This is a genomic window from Lewinellaceae bacterium (assembly GCA_020636105.1).
Classification (GTDB): Bacteria; Bacteroidota; Bacteroidia; order Chitinophagales; family Saprospiraceae; genus BCD1.
Window position 1 is genome coordinate 37,978 of the sequence record JACJYL010000001.1, and the last position, 19,867, is coordinate 57,844.

Consider the following 19,867-nt stretch of genomic DNA (forward strand, 5'->3'; position numbering starts at 1 on the left):
TCTCCATCTATCTCCATCTATCCCCATCTATCTCCATCTATCTCCATCTATCCCATCTATCCCATCTATCTCCATCTATCTCCATCTATCCCATCTATCCCATCTATCTAATCCGCATTCCATTAATTTTCAAACTTAAACTTTATCTCCTGCCACAACGAATACAGGACCGGTACCACAAACATTGTAATCACTGCCAGTACCATGCCTCCAAAAGACGGAATCGCCATTGGGATCATAATATCCGACCCGCGGCCGGAGGACGTCAGAACCGGTAGCAAGGCAAGTATCGTGGTCGCTGAAGTCATCATGGCCGGGCGCACCCTTCTTTTCCCGCCTTCGATTACAGCTTCCCTGATGCCTTCTACAGAATCAGGTTTATTTCTTTTGAAACTATCCCGGAGGAAAGTGGCCACCAGCACCCCGTCATCGGTGGCGATGCCGAAAAGAGCCAGGAAACCTACCCAGACGGCAACGCTCAGGTTTAATTTATGGACTCCAAACAGATCCCTCATATTGGTTCCCATCACACTGAAGTCGAGGAACCAGGGTTGTCCGTAAAGCCATATCATAATAAAACCACCGGCAAAGGCGACAAAAACACCCGAAAACACCATCGAGGTGACCAGCACTGATTTGAATTCAAAATACAGGATCAAAAAGATGAGCATTAAAGCTATTGGCACCACAATGCTCAGGCGTTTACTCGCCCTTTCCTGCTGCTCAAAGTTTCCGGCGAATTTGTAGCTGATTCCGGGAGGTACCACCAATGTACGGGATTGGATTTTTTCCTTGAAATAATCCTGGGCTTTATTGACAACCTCCCCTTCAGAATACCCGGACTCTTTGTCAAAGAGAACATAACCTACCAAAAAACCGTCCTCACTTTTAATGGATTGTGGCCCTTGCACAAAATTGGTTTTGACCAGGGCTCCGAGTGGTATTTGTCCACCGGATTTTGAAGGCAAAAGAATTTTATTGATGGCATCGGGATCGTTTCTAAGTTCCCTCGGATACCGAATCCTGACCGGATAGCGTTCTCTGCCTTCCACTGTTTCCGTCATTTTCATGCCTCCTACAGCGGCCTGGATGTATTGTTGTACCTGGTTGACTGTCAGGCCGTGTCTGCTGATTGCATTCCGGTCTATTTCCAGTTCGATATAAGGTTTACCAACGATCCTGTCAGCGAAAACGGCTACATCCTTAACGCCTTCTACGTCCTTCAGGTATTTTTCAAGCTGAACGCCAAAATCTTCAATGGTTTTCAAATCCGAACCATAAACCTTGATGCCCATCGGGGCCCGCATTCCGGTTTGCAGCATCACCAGTCGGGTTTCAATAGGCTGTAATTTTGGGGCAGAAGTTACTCCCGGCAGTCGGGTTACTTTTACAATTTCATTCCAAATATCATCCGGACTTTTGATGTGGTCTCTCCATTGCCTGAAATACTGCCCCCGGTCGTCAGGAATTAATTCATTATTTGAATCCCTAACGAAAGCATCGTTTTCGTCCACTTTAAATCGCAGCCGGTGACCATCCGCATCGGTTTTGTACTCAGATTTATAGGAAATAATGTTTTCATACATGGAAATGGGAGCAGGATCCAGGGGGCTTTCGACTCTTCCCAGCTTTCCAACCACCGATTCTACTTCCGGAATAGCCGTGACAGCCATATCCAGCAGACGTACATTTTTGAGATTCTCCTGCATGCCGGAATGTGGCATGGCAGTGGGCATTAGCAGGAAGGAGCCCTCATCTAATGATGGCATAAATTCCTGCCCCGTTTTTTGCATAATATTAAAACCGATGTAAACGAGGAGAACCGGTATGCACAAAAAGAGCCATTTGATCCGGAGCAGAAACCTTAAAATGTTTTCGTAATAAAAAATAATGATATAGAAAAACCCAAGCAGTAAACCTGTGGTTCCGGCCACAAAAATAAAGTTGGTCAAAATACTCTGGTTTACGCCTAATGGCATCCATTCCCGGGCCAGTAAAAAAGCGATCATACCTCCGTACAGAATATTTTTAATGATATTAAATGACCCGGTGACCTTGTCAGAAGTAATCTTTTTCAAAGCAACGGTAAATCCTTCCATAACGCCAACAAAAATGGCCAGTAAACCAAGGCTGAAATTAAAGGATACCGCCAGCCATACCCCCCCGGCGATCAGTAAAATGTTGGCAACATACCGGGGCCATTCTTTTTTTGATTTGATTGAAAACAGCCCATGAGCCAGCGTAGGGAGAATGGTTATGGCTACAATAATAGAGGCCGTAAGCGCAAAAGTTTTGGTAAAGGCGAGTGGCCGGAACATTTTCCCTTCTGCCGCTTCCATGGCGAAAACAGGAATGAAGCTTACGATGGTGGTCGCAACGGCCGTAATAACCGCCGAGGCTACTTCTGTAGTTGCTTCGTAAATGGAAGTCATCAGACTTTCGTCAGGCGGAGCTTCCTTTATACGAATAATCATGCTCTCTGTCAGGACAATGCCCATATCCACCATAGTACCGATAGCGATGGCAATACCGGAAAGCGCAACAATATTGGCATCCACTCCAAAGTAACGCATCGCAATGAAAACCATTAAAACGGCAAGCGGCAAAGTTCCTGAAACCAGGAGGGAAGACTTCAAATTCAATAACATTAAAACAACCACAATAATGGTAATCAGAATTTCAAGGGTAAGTGCTTCCCGCAGGGTGCCCAGGGTTTCCTTGATTAAAAGGGTCCGGTCGTAAAAGGGAATGATTTTAATCTGGGAAACGGTCCCGTCTGCGAGCGTTTTTTGAGGCAATCCCGGTTCGATCTCCCTGATCTTGGCTTTTACGTTTTTAATAACTTGCATTGGGTTGGAACCATACCGAGCGACCACGACACCCCCGGTGGCCTCCGCTCCTGATTTGTCCAATGCCCCCCGCCTTGTTTCAGGTCCGAGGTTTACCCGCGCAATATCTTTGATTTTTATGGGAACATTATTGTTAACTGTAACCACGCTTTCTTCAATATCCTCGACGGATTTAATGTATCCCAGCCCCCTGACAAAATATTCCACCATATTGATCTCAAGGGTTTGTGCTCCGATGTCGAGATTACTGTTTTTTACGGCAGCCATGACCTGTTCGAGGTTGATGTTATGGGCTTTCATAGCATCAGGATCCACGTCGATCTGGTATTCTTGTACATACCCGCCAATGGAGGCCACTTCAGCAACACCGTCTGCCGAGGAAAGCCCGTAACGGACATAAAAGTCCTGGATCGATCGGAGTTCTTCCGGATCCCAGCCCCCGGTGGGGTTGCCTTCTGAATCTCTTCCTTCCAGGGTGTACCAGTAAATTTGTCCAAGGGCGGTTGCATCAGGGCCAAGTGTAGGCTGAACTTCGGGGGGAAGGGTGTTTGCAGGAAGAGAGTTGAGCTTTTCAAGAATCCGGCTGCGACTCCAATAAAAGTCAATATCTTCCTTAAAAATGATGTAAATACTGGAAAAGCCAAACATGGAATTGCTGCGGATGCTTTTAACTCCGGGAATACCCAATAAGGATGTGGTTAGAGGATAGCTGATCTGGTCTTCCACATCCTGGGGGGAACGCCCCATCCATTTAGTGAAAACGATTTGCTGATTTTCGCCTATATCAGGAATGGCATCTACAGAAACGGGGTCACGGGGCAGCCAGTTTACGCCAAAATCAAAGGGTGCCGTAACGATTCCCCAACAGAGAAAAACGCCCAGTAGTAACCAGGTTACCAGTGTGTTTTCGAGGAAAAACCGGATAATTTTATTTAGCATGAAATCCTGTTTTAAAGATTTTTAACTGCCTGGAAATTCTGGAAAAAACGCCCTGATTTCGGCAATAAAAAAACTTTGAATAAACAACAAATTCTTCGGGATATTTCAAATGAAAGGACATTTGGAATAAGCACAACTGTTGAAGCCCCTGCGATGAGGTATTCATCGAGAGGAATTCAAAAAAACAGAAAATCCTATAGGAGAAAGGTCTGCAACGAAACGGGAAGATCACAGACAATTAAGGGAGGTTTGTAGTTTTGGTATGGAACAGGAGTGGATTCGGGTTCAATGTAAATGATTTGATAACCAAAAACCAGGAGGGTGACAAAAACAGGCATTTGAATTTTCTGGAATTCAAAAGAAGTTATTTCCTGGTCCGTGTTGAGTTTTACAAATTCAGATTCATTGCTGCAACAACCTTTTTTTTCCTCGCAGGAGGTGGAAGCATTTTTAGATTGATGCATGGGGCAATTGGCAGGCATTCCGGCATGAGTCTCCCGGGTTTCATTTTCTTTAGCGCTTTCATGACATGATTTTGCTTTAAAAACCAGGGATGTTGCCTTAAGTTCTCCCTGGCAATAATGCTTATTGATCACAAACCCGGTGGAGCTGATGAAAATCAGTACAGCAAGAAAAATATTTGTAATCCTGAATGCCAATTTATTCGCTATTAATGAATTAAAAATTCAACGTTAATAGTTTCGTTGTTTCGTTGTTTCAAATATAAGACATAAACGGTGAATTGCCTTATATTCAGGAATATTAACAAACCTTTAGTATATTAGTTTTAATTTGCACTTTCCTTAATCCCCCTGAGATGACATTTGCTCTGTTTTAAAGCCAACACACGAAGATGTCACCTCATTCGCACTGCTGAGATGACACCTTTTGCTCTGCTAAAGAGCCAACACACGAAGATGTCACCTCACCTCAATCGCAATATCAAAATATCGCAGCATCAAGTAATTTTGGATCGACTCAGAATTTTGTCCAGCAGGGAAGGGAAAAAACGTTTAAGGTACACACCGATGATTTCCTTTTTGGCAATAACGGCTTCCCGTTTTTCGGCCTCAATGGCTTTCAGCGCTTTTTCCGCGAATTCCTGTCTGGTAAATCCTGCGGCCTGGCCATCATCCATCTTATTGGTTTTGTTCCCGTCGCCGGTGAGGGCGTTGACACTCACATTGGTATGAACAAAACCCGGGATAAGTAAGGTGATTTTGATGTTGTCGTCCCTTACTTCCATCCTTAAGGCGTCGAAAAAACCATGAAGCGCATGTTTTGAGGCGGCATATGCTGACCTGAGCGCTGTGGAGAATTTGCCCATCAGGCTGCTGAGTACCACGATTTGCCCGGATTGCTGCTTTAGCATATATGGCAATACGGCTTTGGTGATTGCTACCGTTCCGAGGAAGTTCACGTCCATTATTCTTTTGTCTACTTCAAGTACGGTATCCTTAACCAGGGCACGTTGGGATATCCCGGCATTGTTGACCAAAATATCAATACGACCAAAATGATCCACAATTTTTTTAGCGGCATCGGGTGCTGCATCAAAATTGGTGACATCCATATTAAAGATGAGTACATCTGAATCCTTCCCGATTTTGTTTTTTACCTTTTCCAAAGCCTCCAGATTCCTGGCCGTCAGGGCGAGCTTTGAGCCTCTTTGAGCAAATGCATAAGCCAGGTGTTCCCCTATCCCGGAGGAGGCTCCCGTGATCCAGACGACCTTGTTTTTGAATTTCATAATATTTTATTGATTGAACAGGTGGCCAAATTTCGACAATAAAAAACAAAGTCGATAGTTTTGGAAGGGAAAAATTTAACTTGTGAAATTGTGTGCATATATTTACGAACTCCTTTATACCTTGAATGTGATAAAATTCAACAAATGAAAAAACTATTTATCATCCGTCATGCCAAATCAAGCTGGGCCAATTCATCTTTACCCGATCATCAGCGGCCATTGAATAGCCGGGGATTACGGGATGCACCTTTTATGGGAAAATTGCTTCAAAAGACAGGAGCCCAGCCGGATCTTCTGCTTTCCAGTCCGGCAAACCGGGCCTTTTCCACTGCTTGTTTTTTTGCAGAAGCTTTTGGTATTCCTGAAACAGAAATACGGAAGGAGGAACGTATTTATGATGCTTTTCCTTCCGACATGGTGGATATCATCCAAAGTTTGCCGGCTGATCTGGAAACCGTTTTTATTTTTGGGCATAATCCGACCTTTACCAGTCTGGCCAATAAATATGCCGAAAGACAGATCGCAAATATGCCTACCTGCAGCATTGTCCAGGTGGAAGCTGACGTAAAAAACTGGAAGGATTTTTCTCCTGGTACAGCAAAAGTGGTTGCCTTCCATTATCCCGGGCAATATTTTAAATAAGTTAATATCAAATTGATGGAACGAACGAACAGGTGGATCCTATTAATGATGACTGCAGGAATTTTATTTTTTGGGTGTCAACAGGAAAAAGAGGACCCTTTGCCTTATGAGGATGAAAAGATCATTTCCATTCTCTTGGACGTGCATTTGGCGGAAGCCGCTCTGCAGTCCCTGGGAAAAGTGATGAAAGACAGCATGACAGATGTTTACTATGACCAGATTTATACCATTCACCAGATAAGCAAGGCTGATTTTCAAAAAATGATGGAGTTATTGAGAAACAGTCCGAAAAATTTAAACAGGATTTACGGCCAGTTGATGGAGCGTGTGGAAATTGAAGAAAAGGAGATAGAAGCCCGGATAGAGACTAAAAGAAGGGATAAGGATTCGACCGATCTAATAAAAATCCATGAAGAAAAAACAGATGAATGATAATAATGGTGATTTTAAACCATTTGCTTTCATTTGATGTTAATGTTAAATTTGTTAACAAAAAGGCAGCGGAACCCAATTGCAAATCGTTCAATACTCAGAGTTTATCCGACAAAACGCTTCTTTTTTTCGACCAAATGAACAAGGATCCCAAAATTTCCGATGAATTTTTTTAACAATTGTTAGGCTATTTTTGATTTATAGTATATTTTGGACTTTCTTATTTAAACAAAATTTGGATTAGTATGAAAAAATTGACACTGGTTTTGATGCTGGTGTTCTTTGGCGTTGGCTCCATGCTGGCGCAAAGAACGATCAGTGGTAAAATTACCGACGGGAAAGGCGAATCCTTGATAGGAGCGAGCGTTCTCGTGAAAGGTACCACCACCGGTACCATTACCGATTTTGACGGGAACTACACTCTTGATGTTCCTGCAGGCGGTAAAACCTTGATTTTCAGTTACACTGGTTTTGAAACTCAGGAATTGGCCATTGGCGCATCTGATGTTATGGATGTGACATTGGCAGAAGGAGCTCTTCTTGAGGAAATTGTCGTTACGGCGGTTGGTTTGGAAGCCAACAAGCGCCAGATCGGTTATTCTGTGCAGAATGTTAATGCTGATGATGTGGTAGGCGCTAAAGAAACAAACCTGCTCAATGCCTTGAATGGTAAAGTAGCGGGAGTTTCGGTTACCAGTTCTTCCGGTTCTCCGGGAGCATCCTCTTCCATCAGGATCAGGGGTAACGTGTCCATCGGACGCTCCAACAGCCCGCTGTTTGTTGTGGATGGTGTGCCTATTGATAACTCTGAAATCGGAAATGATGTAGGCGGTATCGACCAGTCCAACCGGGCGATCGACATCAACCCCAATGACATTGCTTCCATTACCGTATTGAAAGGCCCATCTGCTACGGCATTGTATGGGGTACGTGCGGCAAATGGTGCCATCGTTATTACCACCAAAGCCGGAAAAAAAGGAAAACCAGTGGTGAACATTACCGCCCGTTACAGTATGGACCAGGTAAATAAATTACCTGAGCGCCAGACTGCCTATGCCCAGGGACAACCTGTAGGCGGAGTACCCACCTGGAGAGGTCCTCACACAGGGGAAGGATTCAGCTGGGGTCCTGCCATTGCAGACCTCGAGTTCGACGGATCAGATTATGAATATGACAAGAATGGTCGTTTGGTTGCTAAAGGAACCGGAAACGGAGTACCTGCCAAGGCTTACGATCCTTATACTTTCTTTGTGAATGGTAATACTTATGACCTCAATGCTTCTGTGGCAGGAGGAACGGATGCCGTACGTTATTTCATTTCTGGCGGAAAACTGGAAAGCAAAGGTATTGCTCCTAATGCGACTTTTGCCAGAACTTCTTTCCGGGTTAAAGCGGATGCTAACCTAACGGATAAGCTGAGAGTTTCCATGTCTGCCAATTACATCAACTCCGGAGGATTCAGGGTTCAAAGAGGATCAAACGTACAGGGAGTAACCCTTGGATTGATGAGAAATACGCCAACCTTTGATATTGGTAACGGTAAAACCGGACAGGAAGCAGCCGACGATCCGGCCACTTACGAGTTGGCCGATGGCCGTCAGCGTTCATACCGTGCAGGGATCTATGACAGCCCTTACTGGGTGGTCAACAAAAACCCATCCACCGATAATGTCAACCGTATCATCGGTTACACAGGGCTTGGATATGACTTTACCGATTGGTTGAGCCTTAATTACAAACTGGGTATTGACCATTATTCAGACAGAAGGAACGGTGCCCTGGATATCAACCCAGGCCGTAGCGTGGGAAGTGTTTCCCAGGACTTCATCTCCAATACAGATTTGAATCAGGATTTATTGTTGTCCATGAGAAAAGACATTTCCGAAACCTTTGGCTTTGCGGCTACGGTTGGAGGTAATGCTTATAGAAATGACTATTATGCTCAGGGAGCTGCAGGATCTACGCTATCCGCTCCTAATTTCTACCATATCAGTAATGCTACAGATGTTACGGCTTATGAAAGCGTATCACGCAAAAAGCTTTTTGGTGTTTATGGTACTTTTGACTTCAACTATGCAGATTATCTTTTCCTTAACCTTACTGCGAGAAATGACTGGTCTTCTACCTTGCCGGTGGATAATAATACCTTCCAGTCTTATTCTGCCAGTTTAGGTTTTGCGCTTTCTGAAGCATTGAAATTACCGGTAAATCCAGTGATTTCTTATGCTAAGCTGAGAGCTTCTTACGGTGTGGTAGGTAACGACGCACCAAGATATGCAACGACCAGCTATTTTTACCAGGCGAGCAGCGCTGGTGATGGATTTATTACAGGCGTAAGTTTCCCTGCTTTTGGAACGAACGCTTTTGAAAGAGATCAGGTATTAGGTAACGATAAAATCGTTCCTGAAAAAACAACCACCTGGGAAGTAGGTGGTGAGTTCAAGTTCCTCAAAGGTAAACTTGGATTGGATGTTACCTACTTTAACTCAGAATCTGTTGATCAGATCATCTCTGTTCAGCTGCCTGCTTCTACCGGATTTACCGATGTAGTGCAAAATGCGGGAAGAATCAGCAACAAAGGATGGGAGATCGTTTTGGATCTGACACCCGTCAAAACCAATAATTTTAGCTGGGATATTCAGGCTAACTTTACCAAGATCGAAAACTTTGTGGAAGAATTGGCCGAAGGTGTTGACAACATTGGCTTAGCAGGATTTACTTCTACACAGTCAGTGGTTATTCCTGGTCAGCCATACGGTGCGATCTGGGGAGATGGTTTCCAAAGAACAGACGACGGTACTTTGATTATCGGTTCCAATGGATGGCCAGTGGCAAGCCCGGATAAAGTGATCCTCGGTGATCCTAACCCGGACTGGACGATGGGCGTTCGTAACAGCTTTAACTTTAAAGGAGTTACCCTTTCTGCCTTGTTTGACTTCCGCCAGGGCGGAGACATGTGGTGCGGTACTTGTGGTATTATGAATTATTTCGGAACCACCAAGCAGTCTGCTGACGAAAGAGATGATGTAGTGGTGTTTGACGGTGTGGTGAATACAGGTACTTCAGAAAATCCTGTTTACGAACAAAACAATACAGCGGTGCCTTTGGCAAACCCGGCAACAGGTCTTGGCAGCTACTACAGAGTAAGATACGGATTTGGTTACTCTGAAATGGAAATTTATGATACCTCATGGATCCGTCTAAGAGAGCTGACTTTGGGTTATTCTCTTCCTAAATCATTGCTCTCCGGTACTTTCCTCGGAGGCGTGGACATTACCCTTACCGGAAGAAACCTTTGGTTAAATACTGATTATCCGGGCATTGATCCTGAAACGAACCTCACCGGTTCTTCCAATGGATTTGGTTTGGATTATTTCAATATGCCAAATACGAAGAGTTATTCAGCCACGGTTAAGTTAACCTTTTAATTAAAACAAAACAGTAGCTAAAATGAAATTATTAAAATATTTTTCACTCATAATAATCGCTGCTTTCCTGATGCCGTCCTGCTCACAGGAAACATTCGAAGAGGTCAATATCGACCCGACCCAGCTCAGCGATGTTGGGATGAACCTCATATTGCCTGAAATCCTTTCCCAGGCGGCTTACAATAAAGGAGCCACACCGGGAAGGGCTGCGGGAATCGTCATGCAGCAATTCGAAGGATTTGATGCACAGCAGGTTCAATACACACAATATACTTTTGGATCTGATGCCTTTAACAACTACTGGGTTTCAGGATTGTATTCAGGCGTTTTGAGAAGTTGCCAGGTATTGATCGATAAGGCGGAAACTGAAGGAGCAACCTTTTACTCCGGAGTAGCCAAGGTAGTCATGGCCAGTGAATATGGTCTTGCGACATCTTTCTTTGGAGACATTCCGTTTTCCGAAGCCTTGAAAGGTACCGACAACCTGAAGCCTTCTTATGATGCTCAGCAAGATGTGTACAAAGGCGTTCAGGCTATGTTGGACGACGCCATCAGTGATCTTAATTCAGGCACCGGGTACGGTGGAGGGGATTTGATCTTTGGCGGTGATGCCGATGCATGGATCAAGACTGCGTATGCGTTTAAGGCCCGTTATCAAATGCACCTCTTAAAAAGAGAAGGCAATGCTCCCGCCGGAGTGTTGAACTCTTTGGGTGTCGCCTTCAAATCTTTGGATGAGCAGCCGAATTTCGAATTTGGAACTGCTCAAACGAATAATTACTCACTGGCTAAATTTGGTGCAGAAAGACCAAGTACATTGATCATTGGTCAGTTTTTTGCTGACCTGATGGACGGCGATCCAAGACAAGACGCTTATATGTTCACTGATGGTACGACCTGGTTCTATTTCAATACTGGAAATCCAGCGTTGGTTTACGCCAGGGACAATGCCGTAATTCCATTGATCTCTTACGTGGAAGTCAAATTCCTTGAAGCAGAAGCTTTAGCTCGTACGGGAGCAGATGCCAGCACTGCCTTGGCGCAGGCCATTACAGCAAGTATGGTTCAATCAGAAGTTACTGATTATGATGCTTATGTGGCTGAAAAGAGTGACCTGTCAGGATTGTCCGATGAGCAAGTCATTCAACGTATCATGGAAGAAGCTTATAAAGGATATTATGGATACAACTTTAGTGAAACCTGGTCTAACTTCAGGAGAACGGGGTATCCTGCCATCACACCACACCCACTGGGAGCCAATGGTTTTAATCCATCAGGAGGAGTGCCAAAACGTTTCCCTTATGTAGTGAATGAGCAGCAAACCAACCTGGTAAACCTCCAGGCAGCACAGGCCGCTCAAAATGGCGCCTTACTGGATGTTCCTGTTTGGGCTTTTCAATAATTAAACAATCATCGGAAAGAAGGTTGATTCAACCTTCTTTCCGGTATTTTTCACTTTTCATGATAAGAAAATATTTTTTGTCTTTCTGTGTTTTTATTCCAATGGCATTATTTGCTCAGCCTACCGATAGTAAAATGGTGGCATTGGATGATTTATATCCCGGCCAAAATGTAACGACTTTTGATCTTAGGCAGCGGTCCGAAAGTGGGCAGACTTTTTTTAACGAGGAATGGATGACCGGGCAGTTTGTATTTGATGACGGAAGTTTTTCCCAAAGGGCATACTTCCTTAAGTACAATATTCAAAGCCAGGAGCTACTCGTAAACCTCGAAGGAAGTGTTTACCTGGTGCCTACGGAAAATCTCAGCGGGTTTCTGCTGAAGGGAGTACTCCCTGAAAACGCAGGGTTTTTGAACCACGAATTTGAGTTTAGAACCATTGCAGGGAAATCCGGCCGCACTATCCTGGAGAAAAAAGTGGACGGTGCTTTTAAATTATATCTTTATTACGATGTAAAAGCGCTTAAACCCAATTACGTACCTGCGTTGGATGCCGGAGATATAAATACTAAATACGTTAAAAAAAACGTGTACTATTTGGAGTCTGAAGGGAATTTTAGGGAAATTCCGCAAAAAAGAAAAAAAGCTGAAAAGTTTTTTGACAAATATGCGGCGGCCAAAGTCTACATGGAAGGACAAAAAATGAAAATAAAAAGTGAAACCTACCTGATTGATTTAGTTAATTTTATGAACCAAAATTTAAATTAATTTAAGATGAAAAAAATATTATATATCGCAGGCTTCGCCTTATTCACAGGAATGTTGATTTCTTCCTGTACTAAGGATGAAGATGTAAACCATTTTGCGTCCAACGACCCCAAAGGGGCGGTGGCTATTGTATCCAATATTGTGAATGGATTCTTTGATCTGGCCAACCCTTCAGCATCAAGTATTGCATTTGATTTGGCTACAAAAGGGGAAGCGGTTTCTTCCCTTAAAATCACCAAAAGTGTTAATGGTGGGGCGGAAAAAGATCATGCTACACTGTCATCATTTCCTGCAACTGTGGCGGTTACCTTTAATGACGCACTTGCTGGAACCGGTGTTGTCCCTGCGGATCTTCAGGCCGGGGATAAAATAGTTTTGACCTTTTATGCCACAACAGCTTCCGGTACATATAAATCTGGATCACTTTCAATCGATATGAGTTGTGTATCCGATTTGGCAGGAATGTACTCTGTTACTGCTACCTATTCTCAGCATGACTTTTTACCTGATTACCAGACCAATACAATGAATGTGGAAATCGTAGAAGTTGCTGCCGGAGTTTATACCGTTAATGATTTCTCAGGAGGGCTTTACAGCGCAGGACCGTATGTTGATGCTTATGGTACGACTGATTTTGTCGTTGAATTCAAAGATGTGTGTAATGAAATTTCCTGGGAAGGTCAGACTGATCCATGGGGACCTGTAGTTGCTACCGAAGGCGGTGTCAACAGCGTTGATCCTGCTACCGGGGTTATTACCATTAGCTGGTTGTGTGAAGGTTATGGGGAAAGTGGTGTTTGCGTTTATACACCGCTTTAATTCTATTGCGAATAAGGGGGTTTCCCCTAGATAATAAATGGAAATGGCTCTTCTCATACGAGAAGGGCTATTTTTTTGCCTTAGGTAATAAGGTGACATTATTTATCTTTGAATACCAATGAATTGTTAAGTCTATTCCCTATTATTGATTTTTCAATGCACAAATAAACGCTCCAATATGTTAAGAATCATTTTTATCTCAACCATATTTTATTTTGTCCTTTCTATAAATTTACCGGCTCAAAATACAGTGGGATTGCTTTCCTATAATCCATCAAAAGCATTTGAAGGATATAATCTAATTTTTCCCCATAATCAACCTAATGTTTATTTATTGAATAATTGTGGTGAGATCGTTCATGTATGGGAGGATGATCCACAATTTCGCCCGGGAAATTCAGTGTACCTGTTAGAAAATGGGAATCTGGTTAAATGCAAACACCCATTGGTCTCAGAAAATGAATCTATCGGAGCTGGGGGAAAAGGAGGGATTGTGGAAATAGTGGATTGGGATAATACTGTATTATGGAGCTTTGAGCAAAACGATTCAACCGCCAGGTTGCACCACGATATCCAACCCATGCCAAATGGCCATATTTTAATGATTTCCTGGGAGTACAAATCAAAAGCAGAAGCCATTCAGGCAGGCAGGGATACAGCTTTGCTTATCAACAATAAATTGTGGCCGGATTATATACTGGAGGTAGATCCAAACACGGATGAGATCGTATGGGAATGGCATGTCTGGGATCACCTGATCCAGGATTACGACGCAGGAAAAGATAATTTTGGCAGCGTCGGGGATCATCCTGAATTGATAGACCTTAACTGGACCTCAAATCCTGACGGAATCGCAGACTGGCTGCATACTAACGCAATTGACTACAACCCCGAACTGGACCAGATCGTAGTTTCTGTGCCGTTCTTTGATGAAATTTGGATCATTGACCACAGCACGTCCGTTTCGGAAGCTGCTGGCCATACCGGTGGGCTTAGCGGTAAAGGAGGAGACCTGATTTTCAGGTGGGGCAATCCTGCTGCCTATAGAATGGGAAATGCTGCGGATCAAAAGCTATTTTTTCAACATGACATTCATTGGATTGATGAATTTGTAGATTTTGATCATCCACATTATGGTAAACTTGCCGTTTTTAACAACAGGGTAAACCCAAGTTATTCGACAGCCAACATTATTAACCCTGGGTTTGGTTGGGATAGTTGGGCTTATTTGTGGAACGGAAGCCAGTGGGGTCCTGAGGATTTTGAGCTTACCGTCATGCACCCTCAACCTACGAAAATTCACTCGGGAGGGTTGTCAAGTGTTCAGTTATTGCCTAATGACAACCTGCTAATATGTTCCGGGGCCAATGGTTATAGTGTAGAACTGACCCCACAAAATGACATCGTTTGGGAATATAAAACGCCACTTATGGGAGGGCAACCTGTTACACAGGGGGATACGACCATTTCTGGCAATATTACATTTCGTATCAAACGTTACCCGACATCCTATGCTGCTTTCGAAGGCCGGGATCTTACCCCCATTGGATATATTGAACTGGATCCGGATACCACTTTTTGTGATATGATCCTTCCTGTTGATGAAGTTGCAGGTAATACTAATACTTTTAAGGTATTTCCGAACCCCGCCTCCGGCATAGTGACTTTGGAAATAGACAATCCCGGCAGCAGGTTAATAGAAATAATTGATTTATTGGGGAGAAGACAACTCTATTTTGAAATGAATGATCACCGGATTGATTTAGATGTTTCTAATTGGGAACCCGGTATTTTTTTTATCAGGATGGATGGATTTACTTTTCAAAAATTGCTGGTCATTAATTAAAAATCCGTTATTTTACCGTTCATAAATCTGATGGCTTTGGCAAAAAAGATAGAAACAAAAATAAAGGAAGGCGGGAAAGTTACCCCGTTGATGAAGCAGTATTTTAAGGTGAAAGCCAAATACCCGGACGCTATACTATTGTTTCGGGTAGGAGATTTCTATGAGACTTTTGCCGATGACGCGGTAACGGCCTCCCAGGTATTGGGGATCGTTCTGACGAGCAGAAACAATGGCGGGAGCGACATTGCCCTGGCAGGATTTCCTTACCATTCGCTGGATCTCTATTTGCCCCGTCTCGTGCGATCGGGATTCCGGGTGGCCATTTGTGAACAACTGGAAAAACCTTCAAAAGAAAAAAAGATCGTAAAACGCGGGGTGACGGAAATTGTCACTCCCGGATTGGCCATTGATGATAAGCTGCTGGACCACAAAAGCAATAACTACCTGGCCGCCGTTTGTTTTGGAAAAAGAGAGGAAGCTGGGCTGTCGTTCTTAGATATTTCCACAGGAGAGTTCCTCGTTTGTGAAGGGAGCCTGGCTTATATGGATAAACTGCTGCAGAGTTTTAATCCCTCTGAGGTGATTTTTTCCAAAGACAAAAAGGCCGTTTTTGAAAAAAGATTCGGGGATAAATTTTACACCTTCACTCTGGATGAATGGGTATTCACCCCTGATTATACCCGGGAAAAATTGCTGGAACAATTTGAGGTTCAAAATCTCAAAGGGTTTGGCGTGGAAGAAATGGAACTGGCCCAGATGGCCGCCGGGGCTACCTTGCATTACCTGGCCACCACCGAAAATAAAAACCTGCGCCATATTTCATCCATCAGCAGGATACAGCCGGATAACTACGTCTGGCTCGACCGCTTTACCATTAGAAATCTTGAACTGATCCATTCTCCCCATGAAACGGGAGTACCCCTGCTAAAGGTCATGGACAAAACCGTGTCTCCCATGGGAGCCCGCTTGTTAAAAAAGTGGATCGTTCTGCCCCTGAAGTCGCCCCAGCAAATTGAAATGAGGCTGGATATGGTAGACTGTTTTTTGAGCCAGCCCCAGCTCAGCCGTGACCTCGATCGCGAGATTTGCCAGGTGGGAGATATTGAAAGATTGATTTCAAAAGTATCCCTGGCAAAAATTAATCCGCGTGAAGTGGTTCAGCTCAAAAGGGCCATGCTGACCATTCCGGACATCAAAGCCATTTTGCAGGAAACCGGAAATGATAACCTCAATAAAATCGGTGATTTACTCAATCCATGCTCCACGCTTTGTGAAATGATTGAAAAGCAAATCGTGGAGGAACCGCCGGTCAATATCAATAAAGGAGGAGTCATTGCCGACGGCGTACATCCGGATTTGGACGATCTCCGGAATACGATCAACAACAGCAAAACCTTACTCAAAGGTATCCTGGAAAAAGAGATGGAAAGGTCGGGGATCACCAATTTGAAAATCGGATTCAACAATGTGTTTGGGTACTACCTGGAAGTGACCAACAAATTTAAAAACGATGCTCCCGCGGACTGGATCCGTAAACAGACGTTGACCAATGCCGAAAGGTACATTACTGAAGAACTCAAAGTATTGGAAAGCAAAATTTTGGGCGCTGAAGAAAAAATCCTGGCGCTGGAGGATCAGATTTACGAGCAGCTCGTTCTTGCCTTATCCGACTATACTCAGGCCGTTCAGCATAATGCCAACCTGGTGGCCCGCCTCGATTGTTTGCTTGCCTTTTCGAAAATAGCGCTGAAAAATAATTATTGCCGGCCTGAAATCAATGATTCTTTAGTGATCGATATCAAGGACGGAAGACATCCGGTCATTGAACAGCAGCTTGCCCTGGGGGAAAGTTATGTCCCCAACGATGTATATCTCGATAGCGAAACCCAACAGATTCTCATGATCACCGGCCCGAATATGTCGGGAAAGTCTGCCCTGTTAAGACAAACCGCCCTAATATGCCTGATGGCCCAGATGGGATCTTTCGTCCCGGCAGCCAGTGCCCAATTGGGGGTGGTGGATAAAGTATTTACCAGGGTGGGGGCTTCGGACAACATCTCTTCCGGGGAATCCACTTTCATGGTGGAAATGAATGAGACGGCAAGCATTATGAATAATGTCTCCGACCGGAGCCTTATCCTGCTCGATGAAATCGGACGCGGAACCAGCACTTATGACGGAATTTCCATCGCCTGGTCTATTGCAGAATATTTACACGGGAACGGGAGGAGCCGGCCCAAAACCTTGTTTGCAACCCATTACCATGAGCTGAATGAACTGGCCAATAAATTTCCACGGATCAGGAACTTTAACGTAGCTGTTAAGGAAGTGGGGCAGCAAGTGATTTTCCTGAGAAAATTGAAAGAGGGGGGAAGTGCCCATAGTTTTGGGATTCATGTGGCCAAAATGGCGGGAATGCCTCGCGCAGTCGTGGAAAGGGCTGCCCATATTTTGTCCCAGTTGGAGAAAAAGTCGATTGGTGAAGAGAACGGCGATTCAGCGGCGGGAGAAGTATTTGCCGATAAACCGCAGACAAAAAACATTTCCACCGATGCCTACCAATTAAGCATATTCGAAACCGTGGATCCCGTGGCCGGTCAACTCAAAGAATCCCTGATCGACCTGGATATCAATTCCATGACGCCCATTGAGTGCATGATGAAACTGAATGAATTGAAAAAACTGCTGGAAGAAAAATAAAAAAAAAGACCTTATGCGCTTTTGCATAAGGTCTTTCTTTTAAAAGATTACTTGAGAAAAGAGATTTAACTCTTGCTTTTGAGACGATAACCTATCTAAAAGTCACCTCTATGAAAAAAATATTTTTTAAAATTTCACGCTTTGTGGGTGGGTTGGTTGGCCTGGTCCTTTTGTATATCGCAGGAGTCTTGTTGTACGGTACTGTTAATGACTTTCAGCCTGAAGGAACTATCGCTCTTCCCGTGGAAGGGAGTGCTGATCAGCAAATCATTTCCGACAGTATATTGACTTTTACCACCTGGAATGTCGGGTACGGCGGGTTGGGTGCTGAGGCCAATTTTTTCTATGACAGCGGCAGTATGTTTTTTTCCAATGGAAAAATGATCCGGTCAGGGGAGGCGGAAGTGAACAAATACGTTGCGGGCATCGAAGCTTTTGCACGCAGGGATTCTTCTGATTTTTTGCTTTTCCAGGAGGTGGATTATCGCTCAAAAAGGAGTTATTATATCAATCAGTTTGAATTGGTGGGGAATGTTTTACCAGGTTACGCTTCCGTTTTTGCCGTAAATTATAAAGCCAATTGGGTGCCTCTCCCGATTTTCGAGCCCTGGCGTGCCTATGGATCCACGAACAGCGGTCTGGGGTCCTGGTCGAAATTTCAACCGGAATCTTCCGACCGGGTTCAGCTTCCGGGATCTTTTGCCTGGCCTACCCGGATTTTTCAGTTGGATCGTTGTGCCTCCGTGCAGCGTTTTAAAGTGAGTGGAGGAAAGGAACTCGTCGTCGTCAATGTTCACAATTCAGCTTATGACAAAGGAGGGGAGCTTAAAGCGGCCCAGATGGACTTTTTGAAAAAACTTTTCCTGGAGGAATATGAAAAAGGACACTACGTGATTGTCGGCGGCGATTGGAACCAGTGCCCTCCGGGTTTTCCATTTGATAAATTTATGCCTGGAAATACATCGGGTTATACCCAAACCAATATCGATCAGGGATTTCTCCCTTCGGACTGGACCTGGTGTTTTGATGCCAATACGCCTACAAACAGGAAAGTGAGGGAAGTGTATAAAGCGGGAGAGACTTTCGTGACATTGATCGATTTCTTTCTGGTTTCGCCCAATGTGCAGCTGTTAAAAGTGCAAACGGAAAATTTAAATTTCTTATACTCTGATCATCAGCCTGTTAGCATGAATGTTAAATTGCGATAACAAATTGTAACAATATTTTAACACCATTATATTAAATTTATTTATTACCTTTCGGGCTCTAAATACCTATTTATTAACTCAAATTTTTTAGAAATGAAAATTAAAAAAGGATTATTTTTATTCGCATTTGTAGCTTTTGCCATTGGCTTAAATGCACAGGACAATGTAATTAAGGCCAACCCCATCGGACTGGCTTTTGGAAATTTCAATGCTACTTATGAAAGAGTTTTGAATGACAAAACTTCTGTATTGATTGATGCCAATTATCGTTACAGCCTCTTTGGGTTGGACGTTTCTGCCTTTGGTGTTGGAGCTGCTTATCGTTTTTATATAACCAATGCTAAAAAACCTGTTCCTGCAGGTTTTTATGCACAAGGTCAGGCAGGTTTTAACCTCGGTAGTATTGATACATTTAAGTATACCTCTATTGCTATTGGAGCCCAGGTTGGCTATCAGTGGGTATGGGATTCAGGTTTTGTCCTGGATTTAGGTCTTGGACCTGTTTATACTATTCTGTCAGGAGAAACCGATTCATTCGGAAGTGATTCAGGAGGAGGTATTCTCCCTTCCTTTACACTTGCGATCGGTTATGCATTTTAATCGAGAATGAAAATTTAGCCGTACAGCGTTTCGCTGCACGGCTTTTTTACCCTCTCTTGTATTCATTGTCCTGGAAGGTGGAAACCAATAACATCGCCCATCCGATGATCAGCAAACTCCCGCCTAAAGGCGTAACCGGTCCCAGCCAACTGCCGGAGAAGTTCAGCACAGGCCTCAGGGCCAGCAAATAAATAGATCCTGAAAAAAGGATCGTTCCTGCCGTAAAAAGCCAGCCGGCATAATCGATAAATTTATTTTTTCTTTTATACATCAATAAGGATATAATCATCAGGGCAAAGGCGTGGTAAAATTGATAGCGCACACCAGTCTCAAAAGAAATAAGATGCTCAGGGGTTAAGTGTTCTTTCAGTGCGTGTGCACCAAATGCGCCAAAGATCACGGCAAAAAGAGCAAACAATACCCCGATTTTAAAAAATGTCTTTCTCATAATTGTTCGTATGTTGTTATAATATACAAATGTATTA

Annotated in this window: 14 protein-coding genes; 10 read left to right on the forward strand and 4 right to left on the reverse strand. The window is 43.8% G+C overall.

Going from position 1 to position 19,867, the window contains the following annotated elements; genetic code table 11:
* Positions 1-122: 122 nt before the first annotated feature.
* The 3 genes from H6571_00140 to H6571_00150 all read right to left on the reverse strand — a co-directional run bounded on the left by H6571_00140 (position 123) and on the right by H6571_00150 (position 5,538).
* On the reverse strand, positions 123-3,788 hold the full coding sequence (locus H6571_00140) for an efflux RND transporter permease subunit (protein MCB9322124.1): 3,666 nt from the start codon (positions 3,786-3,788) through the stop codon (positions 123-125).
* A gap of 194 nt (positions 3,789-3,982) precedes the next feature.
* Positions 3,983-4,447, reverse strand: coding sequence for a hypothetical protein (locus tag H6571_00145; protein MCB9322125.1), 465 nt, complete (start codon positions 4,445-4,447; stop codon positions 3,983-3,985).
* 299 nt (positions 4,448-4,746) lie between these two features.
* Positions 4,747-5,538, reverse strand: a complete 792-nt coding sequence (locus tag H6571_00150; protein ID MCB9322126.1) for an SDR family oxidoreductase — start codon at positions 5,536-5,538, stop codon at positions 4,747-4,749.
* Positions 5,539-5,682: 144 nt separating this feature from the next.
* On the opposite strand from H6571_00150, the gene H6571_00155 reads away from it, so the two are divergent.
* The 10 genes from H6571_00155 to H6571_00200 all read left to right on the forward strand — a co-directional run bounded on the left by H6571_00155 (position 5,683) and on the right by H6571_00200 (position 19,382).
* Complete coding sequence (locus tag H6571_00155; protein MCB9322127.1) at positions 5,683-6,180, forward strand: histidine phosphatase family protein; 498 nt, start codon at positions 5,683-5,685, stop codon at positions 6,178-6,180.
* A gap of 15 nt (positions 6,181-6,195) precedes the next feature.
* Complete coding sequence (locus tag H6571_00160) at positions 6,196-6,612, forward strand: DUF4296 domain-containing protein (protein ID MCB9322128.1); 417 nt, start codon at positions 6,196-6,198, stop codon at positions 6,610-6,612.
* A gap of 245 nt (positions 6,613-6,857) precedes the next feature.
* On the forward strand, positions 6,858-10,040 hold the full coding sequence (locus tag H6571_00165) for a SusC/RagA family TonB-linked outer membrane protein (protein MCB9322129.1): 3,183 nt from the start codon (positions 6,858-6,860) through the stop codon (positions 10,038-10,040).
* Positions 10,041-10,062: 22 nt separating this feature from the next.
* Positions 10,063-11,442, forward strand: a complete 1,380-nt coding sequence (locus H6571_00170) for a SusD/RagB family nutrient-binding outer membrane lipoprotein (protein MCB9322130.1) — start codon at positions 10,063-10,065, stop codon at positions 11,440-11,442.
* 59 nt (positions 11,443-11,501) lie between these two features.
* Positions 11,502-12,209 carry a hypothetical protein gene (locus tag H6571_00175; GenBank protein MCB9322131.1) on the forward strand — a complete coding sequence of 236 codons (708 nt, stop codon included), beginning with the start codon at positions 11,502-11,504 and terminating at the stop codon, positions 12,207-12,209.
* 6 nt (positions 12,210-12,215) lie between these two features.
* A complete protein-coding gene (locus H6571_00180) occupies positions 12,216-13,028 on the forward strand; it encodes a hypothetical protein (GenBank protein MCB9322132.1) in 813 nt (270 codons plus the stop codon).
* 178 nt (positions 13,029-13,206) lie between these two features.
* Positions 13,207-14,874, forward strand: coding sequence for an aryl-sulfate sulfotransferase (locus H6571_00185; protein MCB9322133.1), 1,668 nt, complete (start codon positions 13,207-13,209; stop codon positions 14,872-14,874).
* A 30-nt stretch (positions 14,875-14,904) separates the two neighbouring features.
* Positions 14,905-17,574, forward strand: a complete 2,670-nt coding sequence (mutS, locus tag H6571_00190) for a DNA mismatch repair protein MutS (protein ID MCB9322134.1) — start codon at positions 14,905-14,907, stop codon at positions 17,572-17,574.
* A 110-nt stretch (positions 17,575-17,684) separates the two neighbouring features.
* Positions 17,685-18,782: an endonuclease/exonuclease/phosphatase family protein gene (locus H6571_00195; GenBank protein MCB9322135.1), complete on the forward strand. Its 1,098-nt coding sequence runs from the start codon at positions 17,685-17,687 to the stop codon at positions 18,780-18,782.
* 93 nt (positions 18,783-18,875) lie between these two features.
* Positions 18,876-19,382 (forward strand): DUF3575 domain-containing protein, encoded by a 507-nt coding sequence (locus H6571_00200; protein MCB9322136.1) that lies wholly within the window; start codon positions 18,876-18,878, stop codon positions 19,380-19,382.
* A gap of 46 nt (positions 19,383-19,428) precedes the next feature.
* On the opposite strand, the gene H6571_00205 is transcribed toward H6571_00200, so the two are convergent.
* A complete protein-coding gene (locus tag H6571_00205; protein ID MCB9322137.1) occupies positions 19,429-19,830 on the reverse strand; it encodes a DUF423 domain-containing protein in 402 nt (133 codons plus the stop codon).
* Positions 19,831-19,867 lie beyond the last annotated feature (37 nt).